Source organism: Candidatus Cryosericum septentrionale (genome assembly GCF_003570995.1).
GTDB classification, from domain to species: Bacteria; Caldisericota; Caldisericia; order Cryosericales; family Cryosericaceae; genus Cryosericum; species Cryosericum septentrionale.
The window spans coordinates 1-20,756 of record NZ_QXIY01000044.1; the positions used below are offsets into that span (position 1 = coordinate 1).

The 20,756-nt window shown below is 60.9% G+C and carries 18 protein-coding genes; 17 read left to right on the forward strand and 1 reads right to left on the reverse strand.

Translation table 11 applies throughout. The features are described from left to right. Positions 1–147 precede the first annotated feature (147 nt). From SMC1_RS09355 to SMC1_RS09410, 13 genes are all read left to right on the forward strand, one after another. Complete coding sequence (locus SMC1_RS09355) at positions 148–927, forward strand: S1 family peptidase (RefSeq protein WP_165849419.1); 780 nt, start codon at positions 148–150, stop codon at positions 925–927. A gap of 84 nt (positions 928–1,011) precedes the next feature. After that, complete coding sequence (locus SMC1_RS09360; protein ID WP_119086510.1) at positions 1,012–1,584, forward strand: DUF1963 domain-containing protein; 573 nt, start codon at positions 1,012–1,014, stop codon at positions 1,582–1,584. A gap of 90 nt (positions 1,585–1,674) precedes the next feature. Continuing rightward, positions 1,675–2,175, forward strand: a complete 501-nt coding sequence (locus tag SMC1_RS09365; protein ID WP_119086511.1) for a hypothetical protein — start codon at positions 1,675–1,677, stop codon at positions 2,173–2,175. Between the two features lie 99 nt (positions 2,176–2,274). Next, positions 2,275–3,045: a RusA family crossover junction endodeoxyribonuclease gene (locus SMC1_RS09370; protein WP_165849420.1), complete on the forward strand. Its 771-nt coding sequence runs from the start codon at positions 2,275–2,277 to the stop codon at positions 3,043–3,045. A gap of 494 nt (positions 3,046–3,539) precedes the next feature. Further along, positions 3,540–6,344: a hypothetical protein gene (locus SMC1_RS09375; protein WP_126855206.1), complete on the forward strand. Its 2,805-nt coding sequence runs from the start codon at positions 3,540–3,542 to the stop codon at positions 6,342–6,344. After that, positions 6,337–8,502 carry a DEAD/DEAH box helicase family protein gene (locus SMC1_RS09380; RefSeq protein ID WP_119086514.1) on the forward strand — a complete coding sequence of 722 codons (2,166 nt, stop codon included), beginning with the start codon at positions 6,337–6,339 and terminating at the stop codon, positions 8,500–8,502. Before SMC1_RS09375 ends, SMC1_RS09380 begins: the two co-directional genes overlap by 8 nt. After that, a complete protein-coding gene (locus tag SMC1_RS10750) occupies positions 8,495–8,665 on the forward strand; it encodes a hypothetical protein (protein WP_165849421.1) in 171 nt (56 codons plus the stop codon). The genes SMC1_RS09380 and SMC1_RS10750 overlap by 8 nt, the downstream gene beginning before the upstream one ends. Further along, a complete protein-coding gene (locus SMC1_RS09385) occupies positions 8,662–10,716 on the forward strand; it encodes an AAA family ATPase (RefSeq protein ID WP_119086515.1) in 2,055 nt (684 codons plus the stop codon). Before SMC1_RS10750 ends, SMC1_RS09385 begins: the two co-directional genes overlap by 4 nt. Beyond that, positions 10,713–11,147, forward strand: coding sequence for a hypothetical protein (locus SMC1_RS09390; RefSeq protein ID WP_119086516.1), 435 nt, complete (start codon positions 10,713–10,715; stop codon positions 11,145–11,147). Before SMC1_RS09385 ends, SMC1_RS09390 begins: the two co-directional genes overlap by 4 nt. A 5-nt stretch (positions 11,148–11,152) precedes the next feature. Continuing rightward, positions 11,153–12,544, forward strand: coding sequence for a hypothetical protein (locus SMC1_RS09395; protein WP_207799399.1), 1,392 nt, complete (start codon positions 11,153–11,155; stop codon positions 12,542–12,544). A gap of 326 nt (positions 12,545–12,870) precedes the next feature. After that, positions 12,871–13,080: a hypothetical protein gene (locus SMC1_RS09400; RefSeq protein ID WP_207799400.1), complete on the forward strand. Its 210-nt coding sequence runs from the start codon at positions 12,871–12,873 to the stop codon at positions 13,078–13,080. A gap of 38 nt (positions 13,081–13,118) precedes the next feature. Further along, on the forward strand, positions 13,119–14,216 hold the full coding sequence (locus SMC1_RS09405; RefSeq protein WP_119086517.1) for a DUF4062 domain-containing protein: 1,098 nt from the start codon (positions 13,119–13,121) through the stop codon (positions 14,214–14,216). Beyond that, positions 14,213–15,001: a hypothetical protein gene (locus SMC1_RS09410; RefSeq protein WP_126855207.1), complete on the forward strand. Its 789-nt coding sequence runs from the start codon at positions 14,213–14,215 to the stop codon at positions 14,999–15,001. Before SMC1_RS09405 ends, SMC1_RS09410 begins: the two co-directional genes overlap by 4 nt. An 880-nt stretch (positions 15,002–15,881) precedes the next feature. Here SMC1_RS09410 and SMC1_RS09415 read toward each other — a convergent pair. Next, complete coding sequence (locus tag SMC1_RS09415; protein ID WP_119086519.1) at positions 15,882–16,514, reverse strand: helix-turn-helix domain-containing protein; 633 nt, start codon at positions 16,512–16,514, stop codon at positions 15,882–15,884. Positions 16,515–16,878: 364 nt separating this feature from the next. On the opposite strand from SMC1_RS09415, the gene thrC reads away from it, so the two are divergent. The 4 genes from thrC to SMC1_RS09435 all read left to right on the forward strand — a co-directional run. After that, positions 16,879–18,237, forward strand: a complete 1,359-nt coding sequence (thrC, locus tag SMC1_RS09420) for a threonine synthase (RefSeq protein ID WP_119086520.1) — start codon at positions 16,879–16,881, stop codon at positions 18,235–18,237. A 103-nt stretch (positions 18,238–18,340) separates the two neighbouring features. Then, positions 18,341–19,381 (forward strand): ABC transporter substrate-binding protein, encoded by a 1,041-nt coding sequence (locus SMC1_RS09425; protein ID WP_119086521.1) that lies wholly within the window; start codon positions 18,341–18,343, stop codon positions 19,379–19,381. Positions 19,382–19,445: 64 nt separating this feature from the next. After that, complete coding sequence (locus SMC1_RS09430) at positions 19,446–20,402, forward strand: amino acid ABC transporter permease (protein ID WP_119086522.1); 957 nt, start codon at positions 19,446–19,448, stop codon at positions 20,400–20,402. Further along, positions 20,395–20,756: ATP-binding cassette domain-containing protein (locus tag SMC1_RS09435; RefSeq protein WP_207799401.1), on the forward strand; the 362-nt coding region annotated here is incomplete at its 3' end. The genes SMC1_RS09430 and SMC1_RS09435, both read left to right, overlap by 8 nt.

The following is a 20,756-nucleotide window of genomic DNA, read 5'->3' on the forward strand; positions in this document are numbered from 1 at the left end:
CCGACGGACGGGCTCTGACCTGGCGTACACAGACTGCATATCCCACGCGTCCACGAGGACCGGAGACCTCTTACGTGGAGAAGCGTAGGGTGTGCTCGACGTCTTACACAGTCTCCATACTCATTGTTCGGCATACGGAAGGAAGCGGTGACCACTCAGGAAGTATTCACATCCTGTAGGTCGGGCGTCGCCCAGGTATCCCTGGAAGTCGGAGGCGAGGTACTGACCGCGGGCACGGCTTTCCTCGTTCCCGGCGGTCTGATGACCAACAGTCACGTCCTTCGTGATGTAGGGTTCGACGTCGCTGTACTTCGCTTCGAGGAAATGGACTATGGAGCCGGCATCCGCCTTGCTCGTGATATCTGCTTGCAGGCAGTAGCCTACGACTCACCTTCGAACGAACACGACGTCGCGTTTCTTCGGTTGGATGAGCCGGAGTTTGCTGGCCGCCATGTCTTCTCGTTCGGCGATTCCGACAGCCTGGCCGTTGGAGATCAGGTCGCATTCTTGGGCTACCCGTTTCGGATGCAGCATCTCACGTGCCATGTCGGGTACGTCTCCAGCCTCCACCAACGAGCCAAAGTCGATGTCATTCAGATCGATGCCAGTGTCAACGGAGGCAACTCGGGAGGCCCGTTGGTTGAGCTACGTAGTGGCAGCGTGGTTGGCATCATCTCGCGTGCTGAAGTCGGGTTCTTGGCGGACCAGTTCGATGCAATGATCCAAGTTCTCGGTCAGAACATTGACCAGCTGAATCAACCGACGGGCGCGCGGGTTGTCATCGCCGGCGTCGATCCCGTCCAGGGTCTGAGGGCTTCGCAGACCGCGATGCGGGAAATAGCCGTGAACCTCCGGCGCTCGGCTAACGTCGGCATCGGGTACGCCTTCGGCTCGAATCATGTCCGTGATCGACTGGCACAGCAGTGATGCCGAACAAGCGCATCGAGCAGACGCGCTTCGCGCGCAGCTCACGCGCACAACGTTCGGCAGACCGCGGAGAGGTGGGGTGAGATGACAGCTTGGCTGGTTCGTACGCAAGGGAGTGGGTCGCAATCCCGAATCGGGGGCTTGCCGGATGCACCGGAAAGTTTCGAGTGGCCCGTCTGCAAGCAGTGCGGCGGGGCCATGCAGTTCCTCGTGCAGCTCGCTTTGCCGGATTGCGGAGTCCCCGCGTTAGCCTCGCGAGAGCAGCTGCTCCTGGTCTTTCAGTGCGCCAACGACCCAGGCATGTGCGACGAGTGGGACCCAGACTCCGGCGGCAACGCAGCTCGCCTGGTTCCGGCGGCTGCGGCCGCGACGTTCCAGCCGCCCACGTCGGGTGAGACCCTACTTGCCGCTGTTGACCCAGTTGAAGCTGTCGTTCGAGACCCGGAAAGAGGAGCCCTGGGGCGGGTTGGTGGTGAGCCGGAATGGATCCAGGGCGACGAGACGCCGACGTGCGCCTGCGGTAGTCGCATGCGGTTCGCACTTCAGCTGTCGGCGGAAGGTGGTGGCGGCATCAACTTCGGCGACGCTGGAGAAGGCTTCGCCTTCGTTTGTGACGCCTGCCCCACCGAGACGCGGTTTCTGTGGCAGTGCGAGTAGGGCTGCCGAACAAGCGCCTCAACCTGACAGCCCTGGCGGGCTGCAGGTTATGCGCCCCACGTTAGGCCGACTCAAGGCACCGGGGGGACCGTGACAAAGGCAGAGGCAAACGCTGAGCGCATCTTCAAGACGGCGGCCCACTTCGCGGCGTCGGCCTCTCTTCTCGACGCCGAATGTGCGCGCCTCTTGTCGGCGGCGCAGGGCCCAGTGGATCTGCCGTTTCTCATCCCGGCGAGAGTCTGCATCGCCTTCTCGGTTGAGTTGTACCTGAAATGCCTCGGCCTGCTTGAGACCGGCACCGTGCCACGAACCCACAGCCTCAAAGTCCTCTACTCACGGCTCTCGACAACAAGCCGGGCCGCAATCGCCCAGAGGTTCGAAGAACTCATGGGTGCAAGTCCAAGCGCTCAAGCCATGAAGGCTAAGTTTCCGGACGTGTCGTTTGCCATCGACGATGTTCTGGCCATTGTGAGCACGGTATTCGAGGAGTGGCGTTACGCATACGAAGATCAAGCCGGAAGCGCCTACGGCTTGAGGGAGCTCTCGGAGGCGGTTCGTGAGCGCATCGATGACGTGCAGGCAGCGGTCTAACAAGCACATCGAGCAGGGCGGCCCGAAGGCTATGATGTGGTTCAGAGCACAGCGAGCCGCCAGCTCATGTGCAACACGTTGGGCGCTGGGGGTGGCAGGGTGAACGAGGGGCTGTTTCATCGCGGGTCTGAGCTGTTCGATGCCTTCGGCGTCTCCCTTGAGTCCGAGATCACGTACACGGACTTCTGCAAGGAGCTGATCTGGCTCCATCGCGACGGAATACGGTTCGCTCGTGATGCCTTGCTGATCACCGACCTGCGCCAGAGCGATGGCGACTGGGCCGAGGCGGGGGAACTACGTTTCTACCCTTGGGACAACGTGCAGGGCATCCGCAATGTCAAAGGAGCTACCATTCTGCAGGAATACGAATGTGACCAGATTCGGGAGTGGGTGTCGTCCTTGGCTCAGTCGAGTGTGACGTACCCGTATCTCGGTGTCACCAGGGGGCACATCGCATTCGTTCTAGAGGGAGCGCCAAGGTCCGTCAGAAGCAAGGGTGGAAAGGCAAGACTTCGGGAGGAGGTCCTGAGACAGCGAGAGACAATCGGGGCCTCGTTTGGGCGCCCGCTGCAGGGACCGGTTGAAATGATGATTGACGTCTTCTCAAGTGAGCCCGTGAGCTTGCCGGACGCCGACCGGCTTTCGAATTCCGTCATGGACGCCTTCCAGGGCCTGGTGTACCTGGATGACAAACAGGTTAGGCACCTTCGGCCGAGAATCTTCGAGTCGTCATCGGCGTTCGAGAGGCTGGAATGCACGAGCGAACCGATGCCGCACTTCGAGATCGAAGATATCCCACCAGGTTCGCTCTTCCCCCTAGCCACGGGCGTGCGTGACTACTATGTGGTGCGCATACGGCCGCACAGCTAGGTCCGAGTGAGTGGGATGCCCGGCCTTCCGTGCTGGTTCCAGACTCGTGGTGCCGAACGCAATCTACTGGTTCGCTGACTGGAGCCCCACCTGCTGCCTTGTTGCGTCGGCTGCTCGTCGGCAGCTTGGGTAAGGTTGCTGCACAGCGCGGTTTTGAGCGCGCCGACAGGACGTGGAGACCTCTTCCTCAGCCTCGCGCGCCACGGCGCACGCCTTGAGCGAGCCCAGAGAAGGATTTCGTTTCCGCGTCTGACGGGCGGTAGGCGATCCCGAAGGAGATTTGCCGCTGCCCTGAGCTTTCGTCACCCTCTCGCGCTAGACTGTACGAAGATGACTGGTACGCCCAACGTGCGTAACGGTGGGCAAGTGCCGTCTCGCCTTCTGGAAGAGTGAGGCATTGGTGTCAGATCGAGCATCGCGATACTCCAGTTATCGCATGGCGGCGTCGATGGTGTTTGTTGACGTGACTGTCGACCCTGACGTACGGCCTCACGATGCATAATCATCTCGCGACCCTGCTGTCGTCGCGCGAGCCATGGTTCTTCAGTGTCGAGCCGGGGTCGGCTGAGTGTGTGGCTTGCCCACGAGACAGCGTGCTCTCTCAGACGCTGCCACAGCTGTGGCACCTCTCAGACGACGAGAGCGATGCGCTCTGGCGGGCGTTCGAGTCCCTGCCGCTGACTTCAGTGAGCCGGTCTGCAGAGGTCTCTGCCGGTCTAGTGTCACCTTTCATCACGCTCGAAGATGACATTGAGCTCGTCCTCACCGCAACCACACGCTACCTGATGCGCATGTTCGATGGGCCGGACGCGTTTCGGAGTCTGCTCGAGAGTCTCCAGAAAGAGGTTGCCCTCACAATCGGCCATGAAGTCCAGGCGGACATCTGGACTTGCGCAAGTCCAATCATTGAGTCCGTGCCTCAAGTTCTTAGGGACTTGCGCCTCGCAACCTTCCGATTGTGTCCTGCGCTGGCGCACTTCTGTCAGACGAACGAGATGACCACTCTTGGCTCTTTGCGGGGGGTAACTGAAGGGCAGATCCTCACCGAGTTTGGGCTCGGCATCAACGGGCTCACCGCGGTGGAGCACTGCTACGCGTTGTCGGCGATGATTGACGCGCTGCCGGAAGCCAGGCTATTGCCCTCGGGTGAAACCAGCCTTGAAGCGCTTGTACGGAGGGCTCTGGTCTGCGGCATTAAGTCGCCAGACCGAGGGAACCGCGCCTACGATGTTCACCTCTACCGTCTGGGCCTGCTCACTGGCAGGCGAGAGACGCACCGAGCGATCGGCGAGCTGCTGGGCGTGACCGGAGCCAGGGTTGATCAAATCGAGAAGCGGTCGCTACGAGGGTTCGACTCTGCGGCCTTCTTGGAGACGCTGCTGCCTTTCCGCGTCACGGTGGTCAATTGCCTTCTTGCGAATGGAGGAGCTCTTGGCGCCCATGACCTGGCTGAAGGAATCGCCGTTTCTATGCAGCTCGGCGAGGCGCCTCCCGAAACGGCGGTTCTCGGGCTTGCCGAGATCATCCCCGAGTGCGAGATGGCCACGAACTCGGATGTTGTCATATTCGCCGGACTTCCGTGCCTTGGCTGCGGTGTCGTAGGACGGGTGCTCGACGAGATCGAACACGGACAAATGGCGGTTCCGCTGCAGGAGGCGGCCGCACTTGTTGAAGCCGGCTGTGAGGGGTCCAGAGGTGACCATTGCCTTGTCGACAATGTGTCCCCGCTGGTCATCATGGCGGCGGCGGCCCGAGAAGAGAATCTCGCGTTGCGGCGCGCCTGGGTGATCCCCAACGCAGCCGGTCCATTTCGCCCCGACTCGTTGGCATATCGGGCCGATGAGGTGCTGCGGCGTGAAGCTCGGCCAATGCATTTCAACAAAGTTCACGCAGTATTAGGGCAGGAGGGGTATCGCTCAGACTCTGCGAGGAACGTACACGCCTGTTTGGATCGTAGTTCCAACGCCGTCCTTTGGGACCGAGGCACCTACGTCCACAAAGATCACATGCCGTTCCCGTATGCACTCCTGCGCGATGTCGAGGACTGGATCCGAGATTGTCTGGCCGGCCCCGACGGTTTGCCGATGATGTCGGTTCACGGCGTCTTTGAACATTTCCGCTCTGCCTGCGAAGCACAGAGCGTGCCGAGCGAATCGGCCCTGTATAGCTTGCTGCGGATGTCTGCAGACGCGGAGCTCAGATACCCGCGTTACCCTCGGATTTTCTCCTCGCGCGGCTACGACGCGCCTGTGCCCCTGTCAGTCGCTATCGGGGAGTACGTCCGAGCGGCTGGACAGCCGGTATCGTCCAAAGAGCTCAAAGCGTTAGTGGTTGGGAGGATGGGGTTCAAGGAGTTCCAGCTTGGCCAAGCACTGGCTTGGGGCATTCCCAGCACTCTGAGAACAGCCCATTCGGCTCTGGTGCACGAGGATTACGTTGACGTTGACCCCGGTGCTCTCGACAAATGCGTCCGGCACGCAGCGGGCCTCCTTCGGGACGATAGCCAAGTTTCGATCAAGCGCGTGTTCGACGACCTAAAGGTCGATTGTGTGCTGGGCGGGATTGACTCGCCGGAGCTGTTGTTCTCGCTCATGCGTCTCTCAGATGCCCATGGAGTCACCGCTGCGCACTACCCCCTCCTAGCTCATTCTGCGCAGGATGCGCCTACGTCGGTGTCAGTGCTTGAGAACATCGAGGAGTACGTGCGGGCCAAGAAAGGTCCGTGCAGCTACCAGGAGCTCGAGGAGGAGTTCGTCGAGAGGCGGAAGTACAGCGCACCCACGGTGTACGCGATCGTCCACCGACACCACGTCTACCGGTACCTCCCGGGCAGTGTCATTCATGAGGACTCAATTGGCCTGTCGACTTCCGATTTCGAAGTCGTGTATCACGCCGCGGCCGAGCGGTTCGCTGCTGACATCGCGGCCGGCAACTGCTTCTCCACCATTCGGGCCATGCTAGAGGAGGATGTCCTTCCGGAGATAGCCGTGGGTGTCGTGTGGACTGAGCAACTCGTGGCCAGCATGCTGGAGCGCACCGGCGGTTTCCTTCTCTTGGGCAATGGGCGAAACGCGTTCGCAACCCGGCCCAATCCGCTAGGAATCGAGATCTTTGGCGACTTGGTGTCGTGGTTGGTGCGTCGTGACTACGGCGGCGGTGTTAAACTGTCGGTTCTGGAGTCCCGCTTGCGTGATGAGGGCGTGATTTTGAAGCAGCTCACCGCGAGCATGCTCGACGGTCAGGGGTCCGTCTCGATACGTGGGATGGAGGTCGTGGCGACTGAGGGTGTGCATGCTTAGAGATCTTGAGCTGGCTCCGGTCTACGACAGTGCCTCGTCTGATCTCGTGCGGGACCTCATATCTCCCCTCATGGAACAGGCGCACAAGTACTCTAGGGGTGTCGGCTACTTCTCGTCGGGCTGGCTCCGTGAGGCCAGCGACGGTATTGTGGCGCTTGTCCACAACGGCGGAACCGGTCGTATCGTCACGTCTCCCATCCTTCAGCCTGAGGACTGGTCCGCATTCCACAAGGGCGATGAGGCCAAGCAGAACTCGATCCTGCGCGCATCGCTCCAGGTTGCGATCGAGGATCTCGCCGATTCCTTGGAGCATGACACGCGCAACACACTAGCTTGGCTGATAGCAGATGGCCTGCTTGAGTTTCGCTTTGCGATTGCTCGACCTCGGTGGGCCGGTGGCGACTATCACGATAAGGTCTGGGTGTTTCGAGATACCAAAGATGATCGAGTGGCTCTTCACGGTTCCTTTAACGACTCGGTCAAAGGAACGCTCAACGGAGAGGCCATCTCGGTGTTCAAGTCATGGGTGCCTGGTCAGGATGCCTACGTCGGGCTTCATGAACGCAGGCTGGAGGACTTGTGGTCGGGCGCCAACGCCCAGTTTGTGGTCCGCACCATTCCTGAGGCGTCTCGCCAAGAGCTGATTCGGCTTAGGACAACACCTGACCGGCCATACGCCGTTCCGGGCACTGCAAAGCAGGGGCAGGCATCAGCCCCTGTGCCTCACGTCGCGGTCGACCTTCGCCCCTTCCAGAAGGCAGCTATCGACGCGTGGGTTGCCCAGGGACGCAAGGGCATCCTCGAGATGGCAACGGGGACGGGGAAGACGTATACGGCCCTGGCGGCGGCTGCGCAGGAGTATCAGCGCAGCGGCAGGCTCGCCCTGGTGGTCTTGGTTCCGTATCTGCATCTTCTCGAGCAATGGCGGAAGCACTGCGAGGCGTTCGGTTTCTCACCGATTCTGTGCGGGACGGGTCATGCGGATTGGCGACTGGATGTTCCAAGCGCAGTCAGCGACTTCCGGATTGGCCTTTCCTCTGCCATCTGCATCCTTGCCGTTCACAAGACGGCCTCAGGCCAGGACTTCTCGAAAGCGGTCAAGTCATTGTCGGCGGAAAGCACGCTAGTCATCGGAGACGAAGTACACGGGCTCGGCGCGACGGGGTTCCAATCAGCGATGCTTCCCATGGCGGGCATGCACCTCGGTCTATCGGCGACGCCACGCAGATGGTTTGACGAGGCAGGTACTGCCGCCATTGGCGAGTGCTTCGGTGGAGTCTGCTTCGAGTTCACGCTGGCCGAAGCGATGGAGCAAGGGTATCTCGCTCAGTACGAGTACCATCCCGTGCTCGTCGCTCTCACCGATGATGAGCTCGAGCAATACCAAGAGCTGACTACCGCCATCGTGCGGCTGCACGAAGCGGCGAAGAAGGACTCGAGGTTAGACCGCGCGCTGAAGAAGGCGCTGATTGACCGAGCCCAGGTGGTGTGGGCAGCCAGAGAGAAGCTCCCTTGCCTTGTCAGTGAGATACGGAAGCTGATGGAGAGTGCGAACGAGCGCGGAGAACGACTCCACCACGTCTTGGTCTACTGCGCGCCGGGAGAGCACAAACGCGTGCTCCGCGAACTCGCGAGCTTGGGGTTGCGATGCCACGAATTCGTTTACACCGTTTCCTCTGCCGAGCGAGAGACCGTGCTTGGTCAATTCGAAGCGGGCGCCATTGAGGTGCTCGTTGCGGTGCGCTGTCTGGACGAAGGAGTCGACGTTCCAGCCACGCAGACGGCCTTCTTCTTGGCCAGCACGATGAACCCGCGTCAGTTTGTGCAGCGGCGCGGCCGGGTTCTTCGACTGTCAGTCGGCAAGTCAGAAGCCGTGATCTACGACTTCCTTGTAGTCCCACCGCGCGATGTTACCGACATTAGTCGTGACACGAGCCTTAGTCTGCTGCGCAGAGAGATGCCGCGATTCGCGGAGTTCTCGTCTGCCGCGAAGAACACATTTGCGGCCCGAAAGGTCGTGTTTGACCTCCTCGATTCCTATCAGGCTCTGAACATGCTCGATGAGACACCTTGGGAGCTCTACGAACAGGCACTTGCCGGGGAGAGCGAAATCGGCGGTGCGGACGATCCAATCGTACGGGGGGACTTGAATGGGTGACATTCACGACGAGATTGCTGCGAAACTTGATGCTCAGCCGCTCAACGTGAGGAAGCTCGCGCTCAGGGCGCTGGAGCTCGCGCACGACAACTCGGAGACCGCGGTGTTCGAGGGGCTCAAGAACTGGGTCCGGGAGATCGTGAAGGCTGGGTCTCAGTCATGATTCTCAAACAGATCACCGTAGAGAACTTCCGCCAATTCAGGGGTAGGCAGTCTCTGGTCTTCGCCGCTGGAGAGCCGGGCAAGGGCAAGAACGTGACGGTCATCCTCGGTGAGAACGGACGGGGCAAGACCGGCCTATTCAGAGCGCTCATGTTCTGTCTCTACGGTGACTGCTCGCTCGCTCAGGACGAGGACACTCGGCGCGAGGATCTGCGTCTTGTCAACACGCCGACGCTTGTTGAAGCGAGTGAAGCAGGCAACCCCGTCTATGCAACGGTCCAAGTTGAGTTCACTCACCACGGAGTGCACTACGACGTTGAGCGACGTGTAAAGGGAGTTCTGCACAATGGAGACCACCTCGAGCAGGTCGATAAGGCGGAGCTTCGGTACCAAGACAAGAACGGCAACACCAAGTTGGTCGACAGCCCTTCGGAGATCGAGCGAACGCTGAACGGCATCCTGGACCGCCGTGTTCGCGAGTACTTCCTGTTTGACGGCGAGAAGATTGAGCACTTGACCAGGTCGAGTGCCGCCCAGCGAATCGAGGTCGCTCGCGGAATTCGATGCCTTCTGGACATCGACGACTTGGAGAAGGCTCTGGCTGCCCTCAAGAGACTCCGCGGTTTCCTCGGCGAGGAGCTGTCCAAGGTCTCCACAGGGGAGTACGCGCAAGTGGTGACGCGCCTCAACGAACTGCAGCGGGAGCTAGATGCAAGGACAGCCAGGCTCGAAGAGATCGACAAGGAGCTACTGCTGGCGGGAGGCGAGAAGAAGAAACTCGACGACGCGCTGGCCGCGAACGAAGGCATCGCCACCCAGGTCGCCGAGCGGAAACGCCTTGAGGATGCCCGGGAGGAGTGGAAGACCCAAGCGAACGAGCTGCTTGTGCAGATGCGCGACCGCGTTGGTCCGTCGGCCGTTCTTCTGGCAAGCAACTTGGTTGAGAGAGTCTACGGCACGGTTGAGGACAAGCGGCAGAGTGGTGAGATTCCAACCGCCTTGCGCAAGGACTTAATCGAGAGAATCCTAAGCGACGAGAAGTGCATCTGCGGTAGGCCAGTCACGCCCGGTGTCCCGGGCGCCTTCGAGGCGATCCTAGAGTGGAAGAACAAGGCGGTGGACGAGCACATCGAGAACGCCGCGATGGACCTGTGGCGACTGTTGAGCGGGTTACTCGGACGCTTCGACGACATACGAGTCTTCCTTGAGACCACCATCCAGCGCTACGGGAATCTTCGTAACTCGATGGAGACCGCCACCAAGAGCATCGAGAGCATCAACGAACAGATTGGCGGCAGCGAGCGAGGCGACCTCCTGGATCTCGAAAAGACGAGGCAGCTTACTGAGAGTCGAATGATCGAGCGCAAGGCCGAACGGCTGAAGATTGAGGACGAGATCGCGGACCGCGAGGTGGAGCGCAGCCAGCGCAGCAACAGGCGTGAGCAGCTGGAGCGTGTCGAGGGTCAGAAGAGCGAACTTGCCGAGCGGGTTGAGTTGGCCCTGCGCACCCACGAGGCGCTGGACAACGTCAAGAGTGAATTCACTTCAGAGGTGAAGACTCGACTCTCTGACAACGCTAGCGAGATCTTCTCTCGACTGCTTGACGACGAAGGAAGGAGCATGCTGCGCAGGATCGTCGTCGAGAATGACTACTCGCTGCAGGTGCTAGATCCGTGGGACAAGCCGTTCCTTGCCAATATCTCCGCTGGCCAACGGCAAGTGGCATCCATCTCGTTCATCCTTGCGCTTGCACGGGCAGCCGCGGGTGGTCAGGTTCTTGAGATGCCTCTATTCATGGACACGCCATTCGGCAAGTTGTCATGGCAGCACCGTGAGAACCTCATCAGTCAGATTCCGGGAGCTGCCGCTCAATGGATACTGCTTGCTACCGACACCGAACTCGGCCGCCGCGAGGCGAGCCTGCTATCGCGAGGCGGCGCTTGGGGCAAGTTCGCTGTACTGGAGTCACAACCTGACGGCTCGACGACGATGCGCGAGTACAAGGTGAGCGAGGCTCTGGCCCTCCTGAAGAACACAGAGGAGGACGCATGAAGCAGTCCACAGACATCAGAGTGAAGACTGACTCACGGTTCGAGCAGCTCTACAAGGACTTGAAACCTCATTGCGGAGAAGCCCACTCAGTGTTCTTCCTGTGCTTCTGTCTGGGGGTGAGAACTGGCCGGCGCGCGGCCACAGATGCCAAACGAGCCGAGCGGTTCTGGTCGGGGACAATCACGGCCGATGAATGGGCCTGCTACTACGCCGTAGCGACCGATGAAAGGCAGATGGATTTCAGCGTTCTCGACGACGACAAGGCCGTCGTTCAGATCGCGGAGTCCTACGCAGACGGCGGCATGGAAGTGCTGATCGACGAGTTGCTCGAACGCTTCATGGTCAAGGCAGACGGTTTCAAGCTGGACACCAGCGCTTGTGCTGATCTGTCATGGCAACTGCTGAAGTTCATCCCCGATCAGCTGGTGTAGGCCGCATGCGTCGCATCCTTCTAGTCGAGCCGAACTTCCACAACAAGTACCCGCCCCTGGGGCTGATGAAGATCTCGACGTATCACCAGCGGCGCGGGGACTATGTTCGGTTCGTCAAGGGCTGCGACACGGGTATCGCAGGCCAACAGTGGGATCGCATCTATGTCTCATCGCTCTTCACCTTCTACTGGGACATCACCATCCGCACGGTGCGTTTCTACTCGCAGTCGGTGGCCAGTCAGCAGGACATCTGGATCGGCGGCGTGATGGCGACTCTCATGGGGGATGAGGTTGCGGCTTTGACCGGCGGGACCGTCGTTCGCGGACTGCTCAACGAGCCCGGCCAACTCGACTCCGACTCGCGCGTGGTGGTCGATGAGCTCACCCCCGATTACTCCATGCTCGACACGATCAACTACCAGTACGGTCTTCAAGACGCGTACCTCGGCTATGCGACGCGAGGCTGTCCCAATAGATGCGACTTCTGTGCTGTTAGTCAGATAGAGCCCAACTTCATTGACTACCTCCCGCTAAAGCGCCAGCTGAAGTCCCTGGAGATGCTCTTTGGGGAACGACACGACCTTGTGTTGATGGACAACAGCGTGCTCGCCTCCGACGCCCTCGGTCGAATAGTCAACGACCTGGTTGATCTCGGCTACGAACGCGGAGCGAAGCTCAACGGTCGCCAGCGTCGAGTCGACTTCAATCAAGGGACCGACGTGCGGTTGCTCACGCCTGAGAAGATGGCACTCCTGGCGAGGACAGCCCTCCGGCCCTTGAGGCTGGCGTTTGATGACTCCAGACTGCGGCCGGTGTATGAGGCTGGCGTGCGACTTGCAGCCGAGAACGGAGTCAGGCATCTGTCGAACTACATTCTGTTCAACTACAGGGACACTCCGCAGGACTTCTACGATCGCCTACGCCTGAACCCCGTTTTGAACGAGACACTCGGCACGCAGATCTACTCTTTTCCGATGAAGTACGTGCCGTTGAATGCCAAGGACCGGTCGTATGTTGGAAAGCATTGGACGCCCCGGCTGCTTCGCGGCGTTCAATGCATTCTCGTGGCAACGCGTGGCATGGTGGGTCCCCACTTGGATTTCTTCGAAGCGGCATTTGGCCATGACAGCGATGAGTTCCTGGAGATCGCCGTCATGCCAGAGGACTACATCGTCCATCGACGCGCCCATGCCCCGAATGGAGCCGGTGATTGGCGCCGCGACTTCCACGCGTTGACATCCGGCGAGCGAGTTGAGTTCATGAGCGTTGTAGCGGCCAAGAAGATCACACGGCGTGACGTTGGCGCGGCATCCACCGGCCGGTTGAAGCGGCTGTTGTCCCACTACGTTGATGCAGCCTCGGTCGATCAGAGCCAGCTGACTTTGCTCGACGACTGACGGAGATGTCTGCATGACCATCTACGGGTGCAGGTCACGAACGCACCTTGCTTAGCAGGTTACCTCCGAGTTCTCGTTGACACTCTCGGTTCGGACGGCGGCACGAGGCGCGTTGTCGTGACTCGGCAACTCCGAGGCGGGAGGTAGGTGGCGGTCTGCCCTGCTGGGCCATCTCTCTTCCGATTCCTGACGCGATTCGGCAGAGGACAAGACCGTCGTTTCCATCCCCTCTCAGTAGTAGAGTGACCGTCACTGGTGGCGGCTTACGGCGTCAGCAAGCACTTGGTTCATTCGTGCTCAGCCATCGTTCGACTGGAGGTGTCGCGATGTTCACTGATGCGCCTGGGATGAAAGGCGACCGCTCTCGCAATGAGGACGGTCGACTACGCCAGAAGCGTGGCGATGCGCACATCGGCACGATCGAAGAGCAGTACGGCGTCGACTTCGGTAAACGCTCCGATATGCACCTCGACACACTCCTGGAGCAGAATGGAGTCGACTCGCTGGATGAGCTGCTGCGCAAGCACCAGGCTTGAGGCAAACGACCAACGACCATCTATCGGAGTTTCGCCAGATGAAGGTCTTTATTAGCTCGGTGGTCTCCGGCTTCGGGGCTGAGCGCGATGCGGCATTCGAAGCCGCGAGCACGCTGGGGCTGGAAGTCCGACGTTGCGAGGACTTTGCGGCCAGCGAAGAGTCCGCCCAGCAGGTCTGTCTTCAGGGTGTGCGCTGGGCCGACTGTGTGGTGCTCGTCTTGGGCGAACGCTATGGGACTGTCCAGCCCTCTGGTCTGTCTGCTACGCATGAAGAGTACAGAGAAGCTCGCGAACGGGGCACCGCGCTTGCCTTCGTCGAGAGCGGCATCAGCCCAGAGTCGCGACAGGCGGCCTTCATCGCCGAGGTACGAGAGTGGCAGGCTGGCCTGCTTACCCAGAACTTCACAACCCCTGAGAATCTGAAAGGCAAGACGATCAAGGCCCTACACGACTTCGTCATTCGCCAAACGCAGGGTCGGCCCGATGCTGCCGAGCTTCGCGCGGAGGCTCTCGGGATGATGCCGAGGGGGTCCCTCGGCTACCGACCGATGACCCATGTGGCGGTTGCAGTCTTTCCCAAGGCGGTGCTTCTCTCGCCGCGACAGCTGCAGAGCGATGGTCTTCAGAGCAGCATTCGCCAGACCGCTCTTGTCGGGCCGCATGCCATCCTCGATCCCGAGGTCGGCAGCACGTTCCAGATCAGCAGTGAGCAGGTGTGTCTGAAGCAGCCATCAGGACCCCAAGTCAAGATCGACCAGTCGGGCTTGTTGTTGCTCTCGGCCGATGTCTCACATCGCATGAAGATGCCGGGAGCACTGACGGTGATCGTGCAGGAGGAGCTTACCGAGATATTGGCGCGCACCTACCGCCTGGCCTCTGTGCTGCTCGATCTCGTCGACGAGCGTCGCAGCGTGACGCATGTGCTGCCGGTCACCAGACTCGATCATGGCCATGCGCCGATCCGCACGTTGCAGGAGCACAGCGCTAGCCCCTCGTCGATGACGATACCGATGGCGCCTGAGCGCCTGACGGTCGAGTGGCCTCCAGGCCCCCTGGCGCGCGCGGCGCTCGCCCGCGAGGCCGATTCGCTTGCCGCCGATGTCGTGGCCGAGCTCAAGACGAAGATGGGAGGATGATGACTGCGCTTGGTGATCAGGAGCTCATTCGCGCGCGTTGGCGTCGCGCGAGGGTTGCCGCACATCTGCTCGATGTGGAAGACGAGAAGTTCGCACGCGGCGGCCTAGGGCAGCATCTCGATGAGGTTGCGGTGCGCTGCCTTGTGTTGCCGCGTGAGCCCGAAAGCGGTGGCGCTGATGTCGATGAGCAGACGATCGAAAGCCTTGCGCAGGCCACATACGAGTGGGACACAGAGCACAGGGTCGCTCGACTGTGGGGTCACGGCAGGTGTGCGTGTGTCGAAGGGGCGGCCCTCTTTGGCTATCCCGGCTCTGTCCAGGATGAGTGGAGCCAGTACCTCTGCGCAACCCGAGCCGGTGGTCTCGACGTCGGTCTGGGATCGGAAGTGGCGCGCCTGCGAGAGGACACGAAGTACTTCTGGCTAACGCGGATCGTCGCCCGGCTGTGGTCGGCGTTCAGTGTGCTGTCCAGCCTGACACCGCTGGAGGCCAAGGGTCCGTGGGAGGTGACGCTTGGCATGGCGGGCACCGAAGGCAGCCTGCTTGCCGGGCTTGGCGAAGGCTGGCGCGAACCACACGAGGGGCTCGAGGATGCCAATCGATGCCGCCTCGTCAACGTTCTACTGCGGCGTGAGTGCGAACGCTGGCCGAAGGGTGATGACGTAGCCGAGCTGGCATTCACCTTGGGCGGACTGATTGAGAATGCCTGGGGCTACTCTCAGCGGAGATTCATCGCCCGCCTCGGTGCGTTCGAGGGCCATTTGGACTGGCGCTGCGTGCGCTAGTCTCTGCGGAATTGGACTTGGGCTTGAGCTTGACCTGTTTCAGTTGACACTCTGAGAGAGGCGCACGAGCTGCTTCCGGCGGGAGTCGAGGTGTCGAAGCCGAGATTGACCCCAGGGTCCCGCAGAGCCGCGGGCGAGGGATCAATTCGTGGGCGTTTGCGAGAGGCGCCTCGGCCAAATGACATACGCGTCGGCGCTTGTCGGCCGATACTCGAGGCGATCACGCGGCGGTCTCAGGTGTCGCGTCGGCTTCGTGTCGGCAGTCGTTGAAGAATTCCTGCAAAACAGGACAATCCATCGCCAAGACACGACACGGGAACCTCCAGCAAACGGTCCAACCTGCCGTCCCCACGCTGCGTCGGCTCTGCGTCGGCGGCATTGCGAAAGTGCCTGCAAATGGCATGTTTCTCCTGCCTGCACGCAAGAACAAGACCTCCAGCAGGTCCGCACAGTGGACCTACATCCGGACCAAGACCTCTGGGCCGAATGAGCCCGATAGACTACGAGCTGGCCGCCGCTGCGGCCGGTTCATGAGGGGCTGGCGTTGCCAGCCGAGAACTGTCCACCGAACCGGGGTAACTCCAACTCCAACTCCAGAAGGCCTTGGGTGGCGGTGGCGCAACACCGGTATCGACAGCGTCGTGAGCATCACGCGGGCCGGGTTCCCTAGGGGAGCAAGCATGCGTTGTCGGCGGTGAGGGCGGCCCAGCTCGTGCTTCCGCGTTGCACCCTGAGGGCGAGTCAGGCGCCTGGGGTCGTTGGCCGCCCGCACAAGCGTCCATTCGTCCTGGGCACCGACGAGTCAACGGCGACCGCGCACGGATTCCGAAAGGGGAACTGAAAGGCAGTCGTGCGCCAAGAGATAGCGTGCAGCCTGGTCTTACGGCGCACTCGGCGTCAGGGCGAAGATAACGACCGTTGGCCGGCTCGAAGACGGGTTTCTCCACGTGTGCGGCTCGCGCGGCGAGAGTGTGAGCGAATCACCCTCATTCAATTCTACTGTTCTGTCCGCGAAGCGCACCTCTAGCCGACCACTCGTCACGTACATGCAGTCTACATCCGCATCGGTTGACCAGAGCTTCTCCCCCGCTGTTCCACCTGGCTCGATGTGCGTCTCGATCACCTGCAGGGCTCTCTCCTCTGGTGGGGTAAGCAGGTGGTCCACCACACCCACCTCTCCGAAACTCGATGTCGGGCGATCGCCTTTCCTTACAGTGATGAAGCCCGATGGCTCAAGCAGTGAGGCCACGCTGATACGAAGGAACCTACATATCTTGAACAACGAAGCTACAGAGGCAGAGGTTCCATCACGTTCCAATTGGCTCAGAAAGCTCTTGCTGAGTCCCGTGGCCTTGGCTATCTGCTCCAAGGTCAGGCCTTGGTGGTGTCTGGCCCTCCTTAGTCTCGGACCGATCCTTGGACGGGGTGCTTCCTCGGAGTCAATCTCCCTCCGCCTGATACGTTTGCTGTGCTCGTCCCCAGTAGACGCCTCGAGCCTTGTGTTCGCAGCCATCCTTGCCTCTGGACGTTCGGTGAGAAACCACTATAGCACTTGAGTTGGCCTTGTGTGGCTATGTTGAACTCGTCCACATCCATACCGCTAGTGATGACGTTGTGCATCCGCGCTTTCGATCCCATCCCATTCGCCCCAACCGATCTAGGCGACCAGGCCGGAGATCACAGAGGGTTGCGGCTGCGAGTGATCATGTGAGAGGCGCGAACTGCTCGAGTTACATGACGAGAGAACTTGTCCAGTCGATAAGCTCAAGTCCTATGTAGACACACAGATTGTGATATACTATCCTTTGTTCCATGAGGAGGCCTTCGACACCCACGCATCGCCGTCCAGGCCTGGGGACCCGCGGCTGAGAGGAACCATGAGTGAAGCCTTCAACTTCGTTCTGAAATGCGTTGGCTGCGGGAGGGAGTACGAGCCAGAGCCTGCGCGCTTCGTCTGCGACAGCTGCGCCACCGAAACGCACGACGGAGTGCTCGTGCATTCGGGTCTATTGACGGTGTGCTTTGGTGCTAGCCATCCGCCCTCTGCCGTCACCGATAATGGCGACATGCCGGGAGCAGGCATGTGGCGCTATGGCCAGTGCTTGCCAGTCCCGCGGGGTCACCCGGTTGTCTCCCTGGGTGAGGGCGGGACCCCCCTGCTTCGGTGCCGAGGTCTGGGAGACGTCCTGTCACTCACAGGACTCCACTTGAAGCTGGAACACATCAATCCGACTGGTGGGTTCAAGGACCGGGAGTCGTCGGTGGCTGTGACCATGGCAACCCTCTTTGGCGCACGCACCGTGGCTTGCGCATCTACGGGCACCCTTGCCGCTTCCCTGGCAGCGTACGCCAGTCGAGGAGGACTACAGTGCTTCGTCTTCGTGCCGGAGACCACACCGGCAGAGAAGACTATACAGATGGCTGTGGCAGGAGCAGTTGTCGTTCGGGTGAAGGGCATCTACGAGCGGGCCTTGGCGCTGCAGATCGAGGCATGCGGCGAGTACGGGTGGTACATGTGCAGTTCCGCTCTGAACCCCTACCGCATGGAGGGTGACAAGACAATCGCGTTCGAGATCTGCGAGCAACTGGGCTGGATTGCCCCCGACTGGGTTGTCGTGCCGACGGGCGGTGGCGGCAACTTGGCGGGAGAGTGGAGGGGGTTCAAGGAACTGTTCGAAATGGGCCTGATCGCACATTTGCCCCGGATGGTGTCGGTTGGGGTCGCGGCAGGCGCGCCCCTGGTCAAGGCTCTTGAGACTCACTCCGAGCATGTTGCCGTAGGGCCGGTGGGCGAGACTGTTGCAGCCCCGCTTCTATCCGCCTATGCGGACTATGGAGACCTCGCCCTGCTCGCGGTGAGGGAGTCGAATGGCTTCGCCCTTGCGGTCGACGACGAGGAGCTTCTAGCTGCACAACGGCTACTGGCGCGCACGGAGGGCATCTTCGCAGAACCCGCCGGCGTCGCAGGCGTCGCAGCTCTCAGGCGTCTGTCACTCGAGGGCGTGGTGGAGAGCCGGGACACAGCAGTGTGCGTAATCACCGGCGAAGGGCTGCATGATCTGGATTCGGCAAGGTACTTGGCCCGTGGCGAGGATGCCATCAATCCGGACCTGGCCAGCCTCGACACATTCCTGTCGCTCTCGTGCCATTTGCCCGAAGAGGAGGCTTCGACATTCCGCCGACTCAAGCAATCCCCAGGGCTCCTGCCTGGCTCCGTGGAGTCGCCATTCCCCTAGCTCTCGCGGAGCGGACCAAAGCACTCGAGCTTTGTGTTGAAGCCCCTGCGGACGGGACGTGGTCCTGGCCGAACATGCAAGAGAACAAGGAAATGGAGGCGTCATGGGATTCTCAGGTCAAGCGGGTCACGTGTCTCAAGGCCGGAGCAGACTCGAGCCCTGCTCAGGGGCCGACTTGGGCCACACGCGACGGCCCCACGGGCTCCTTCTGGGCGTGGCCGCTCTTGCGATGCTCTTCGCCGTAGCCATCCTCGCGGGCTGTGGCGCCTCGTCAAGCACCACTTCAGCTAGCGGTACGGCAATGAAGACCGCGACGGTGGCTGGTGTTCAGATAGCTACCGATCCGGCTCTAGCAGCGACCCTTCCCGAGAAAGTGAAGGCATCAGGGGTTCTGCGGGTCGCTATGAACATCCCGTACCCTCCATGGGAGATGTATGTGAGTGAGGGGAGCAACGAAGTCACAGGCCTGGATTGGGACCTCTCGCAGGCACTTGCGACCAAGCTCGGCGTCACGGCGAGTGCTATCCAGATGCCCTTCGACTCCATGATTCCATCCGTTCAGGCGGACAAGGCGGACGTTGTGATCTCGGATTTGTCTGACACCAAGGAGCGCCAGGCGACCGTCGACTTCGTCGACTACGCATTGGATAGCATTGTCATTCTCGTCCTGAAGGGTAACCCTCAGAACATCGCAAGCGTGGACGACCTCTCGGGAAAGCGAGTCATTGTCAACAGTGGCTCAAGCCAAGCCTCCTGGGCGCTCAAGACGGTCCAGCCGCAGTTCAAGGCTGCCGGGAAGCCGCCCATGCAGCTGATCCAACTGCCCAACTCCCCCGCGCTGACCCTCGGTGTGAAAGCGGGCAAGGGGGACGCAAGCCTTATGGACCTCTCCGCTGCCGCCTGGGCCGCCAAGAGCTACGACAACGGCAATGCTTTCGAGGTCGTCATCGACCCGAAGTTTCCGAACGGCTACAATCCTGCACCGGTCGGTATTGGCGTGTCGAAAAAGAACACTCAGCTCCGTGACTCGATGCAGAAGGCCCTGCAGGCCCTTATCGACGACGGAGCGTACGCGAAGATCATGGAGAAGTGGGGCCTTGGAGCTGCCGCAGTTCAGTCCGCTCAACTGAACCAGGGCACTTGACCGCGACCGCTGCACGTCTCTCGCCAAGAGACCGGCGACAGCTGCGAACAACGAGGATACGACGATGACTGGGGCAGCTCAAGGGTCGGGGCCTGAATACCCAGTGCGATTCCCCATACGCCCGCAGAACACCAAGGTCGTTCCCTTGCGCCACTGGGGCCGCTGGGTCAGTGCGGTCATCGTCCTGTACCTCGTCGTTGCTCTCCTCTATTCCTCCGCGGGAAACCCGAACATCGATTGGCCAACCATTCGAGACTACCTCTTCAAACCCCTCGTGCTGCGAGGCCTTGTTGTCACCATCTACCTGACTTTCATCGCCATGGCCATCGGAATCCTTGGCGGCATCCTATTGGCCGTTATGAGGCTCTCGGAGAACCGTGTTCTGTCAGCAATCGCGGTCGCATACATATGGTTCTTCCGCGGGATTCCGGTGCTGGTCCAGATCCTCATCTGGGGATTTCTCGGCGCGCTCTATCCCACCCTCTTTTTCGGCCTCCCCTTCACGGGCATACTGTTCGGCTCTGCAGAGACCAGCGCCGCTATTGGGGCCACGACTGCCGCCATCCTCGCTCTCGGACTGAACGAGGCCGCATATTGTGCCGAGCTCGTGCGGGCTGGGATTATCTCGGTCGACGCGGGCCAGACCGAGGCGTCGTTGTCGCTCGGCATGTCCCCCACGCTCACGATGCGACGGGTCGTGCTGCCGCAGGCAATGCGGGTGATCGTTCCCACGATGGGCAACGAGACGATCGGCATGCTCAAGACGTCCGCCCTCGTGTCAGTAATCGCGGGTCGCGACTTGCTCACGAACCTGCAGCTTGCCTACGGGCAGAACTTCAAGATCATCCCTCTGCTGAGCGTGGCCTGCATCTGGTATCTCTTCCTGACATCAATCCTGTCAATTGGCCAGCACTATCTGGAGGCCTACTACGGCAAGGGATCCGGGCGGAAGGAGGCTGCGGCAGCCGAGAAGCGGGCGGCTCGCCGGGAGCTGCGGCGGGCGGGGATGGGCCATGTCTGAGACTCCCATCGTCAGCGCCGACCAGATCGCCGCGAGCGCCCCCCTTACCGGCCAGTCGATGCTCAGGGCGGAGCAGGTCTGGAAGTCGTTCGGTAGGCTCGACGTTCTTAGAGGTGTCGACCTCGAGGTCATGCCACAGCAGACATGGGTGTTGCTCGGCCCCTCGGGGGGCGGGAAGTCGACCCTGCTCCGCTGCATCAACCATCTGGAGAAGATCAACGCCGGCCGGCTATGGGTCGCCGGCGAGCTCATGGGTTACCGACAGAAGGGCGACGTCCTGCACGAGATGAGGGCAAAGGACGTCGCCCGCCAGCGCTCGCTCGTCGGCATGGTCTTTCAGCGCTTCAACCTGTT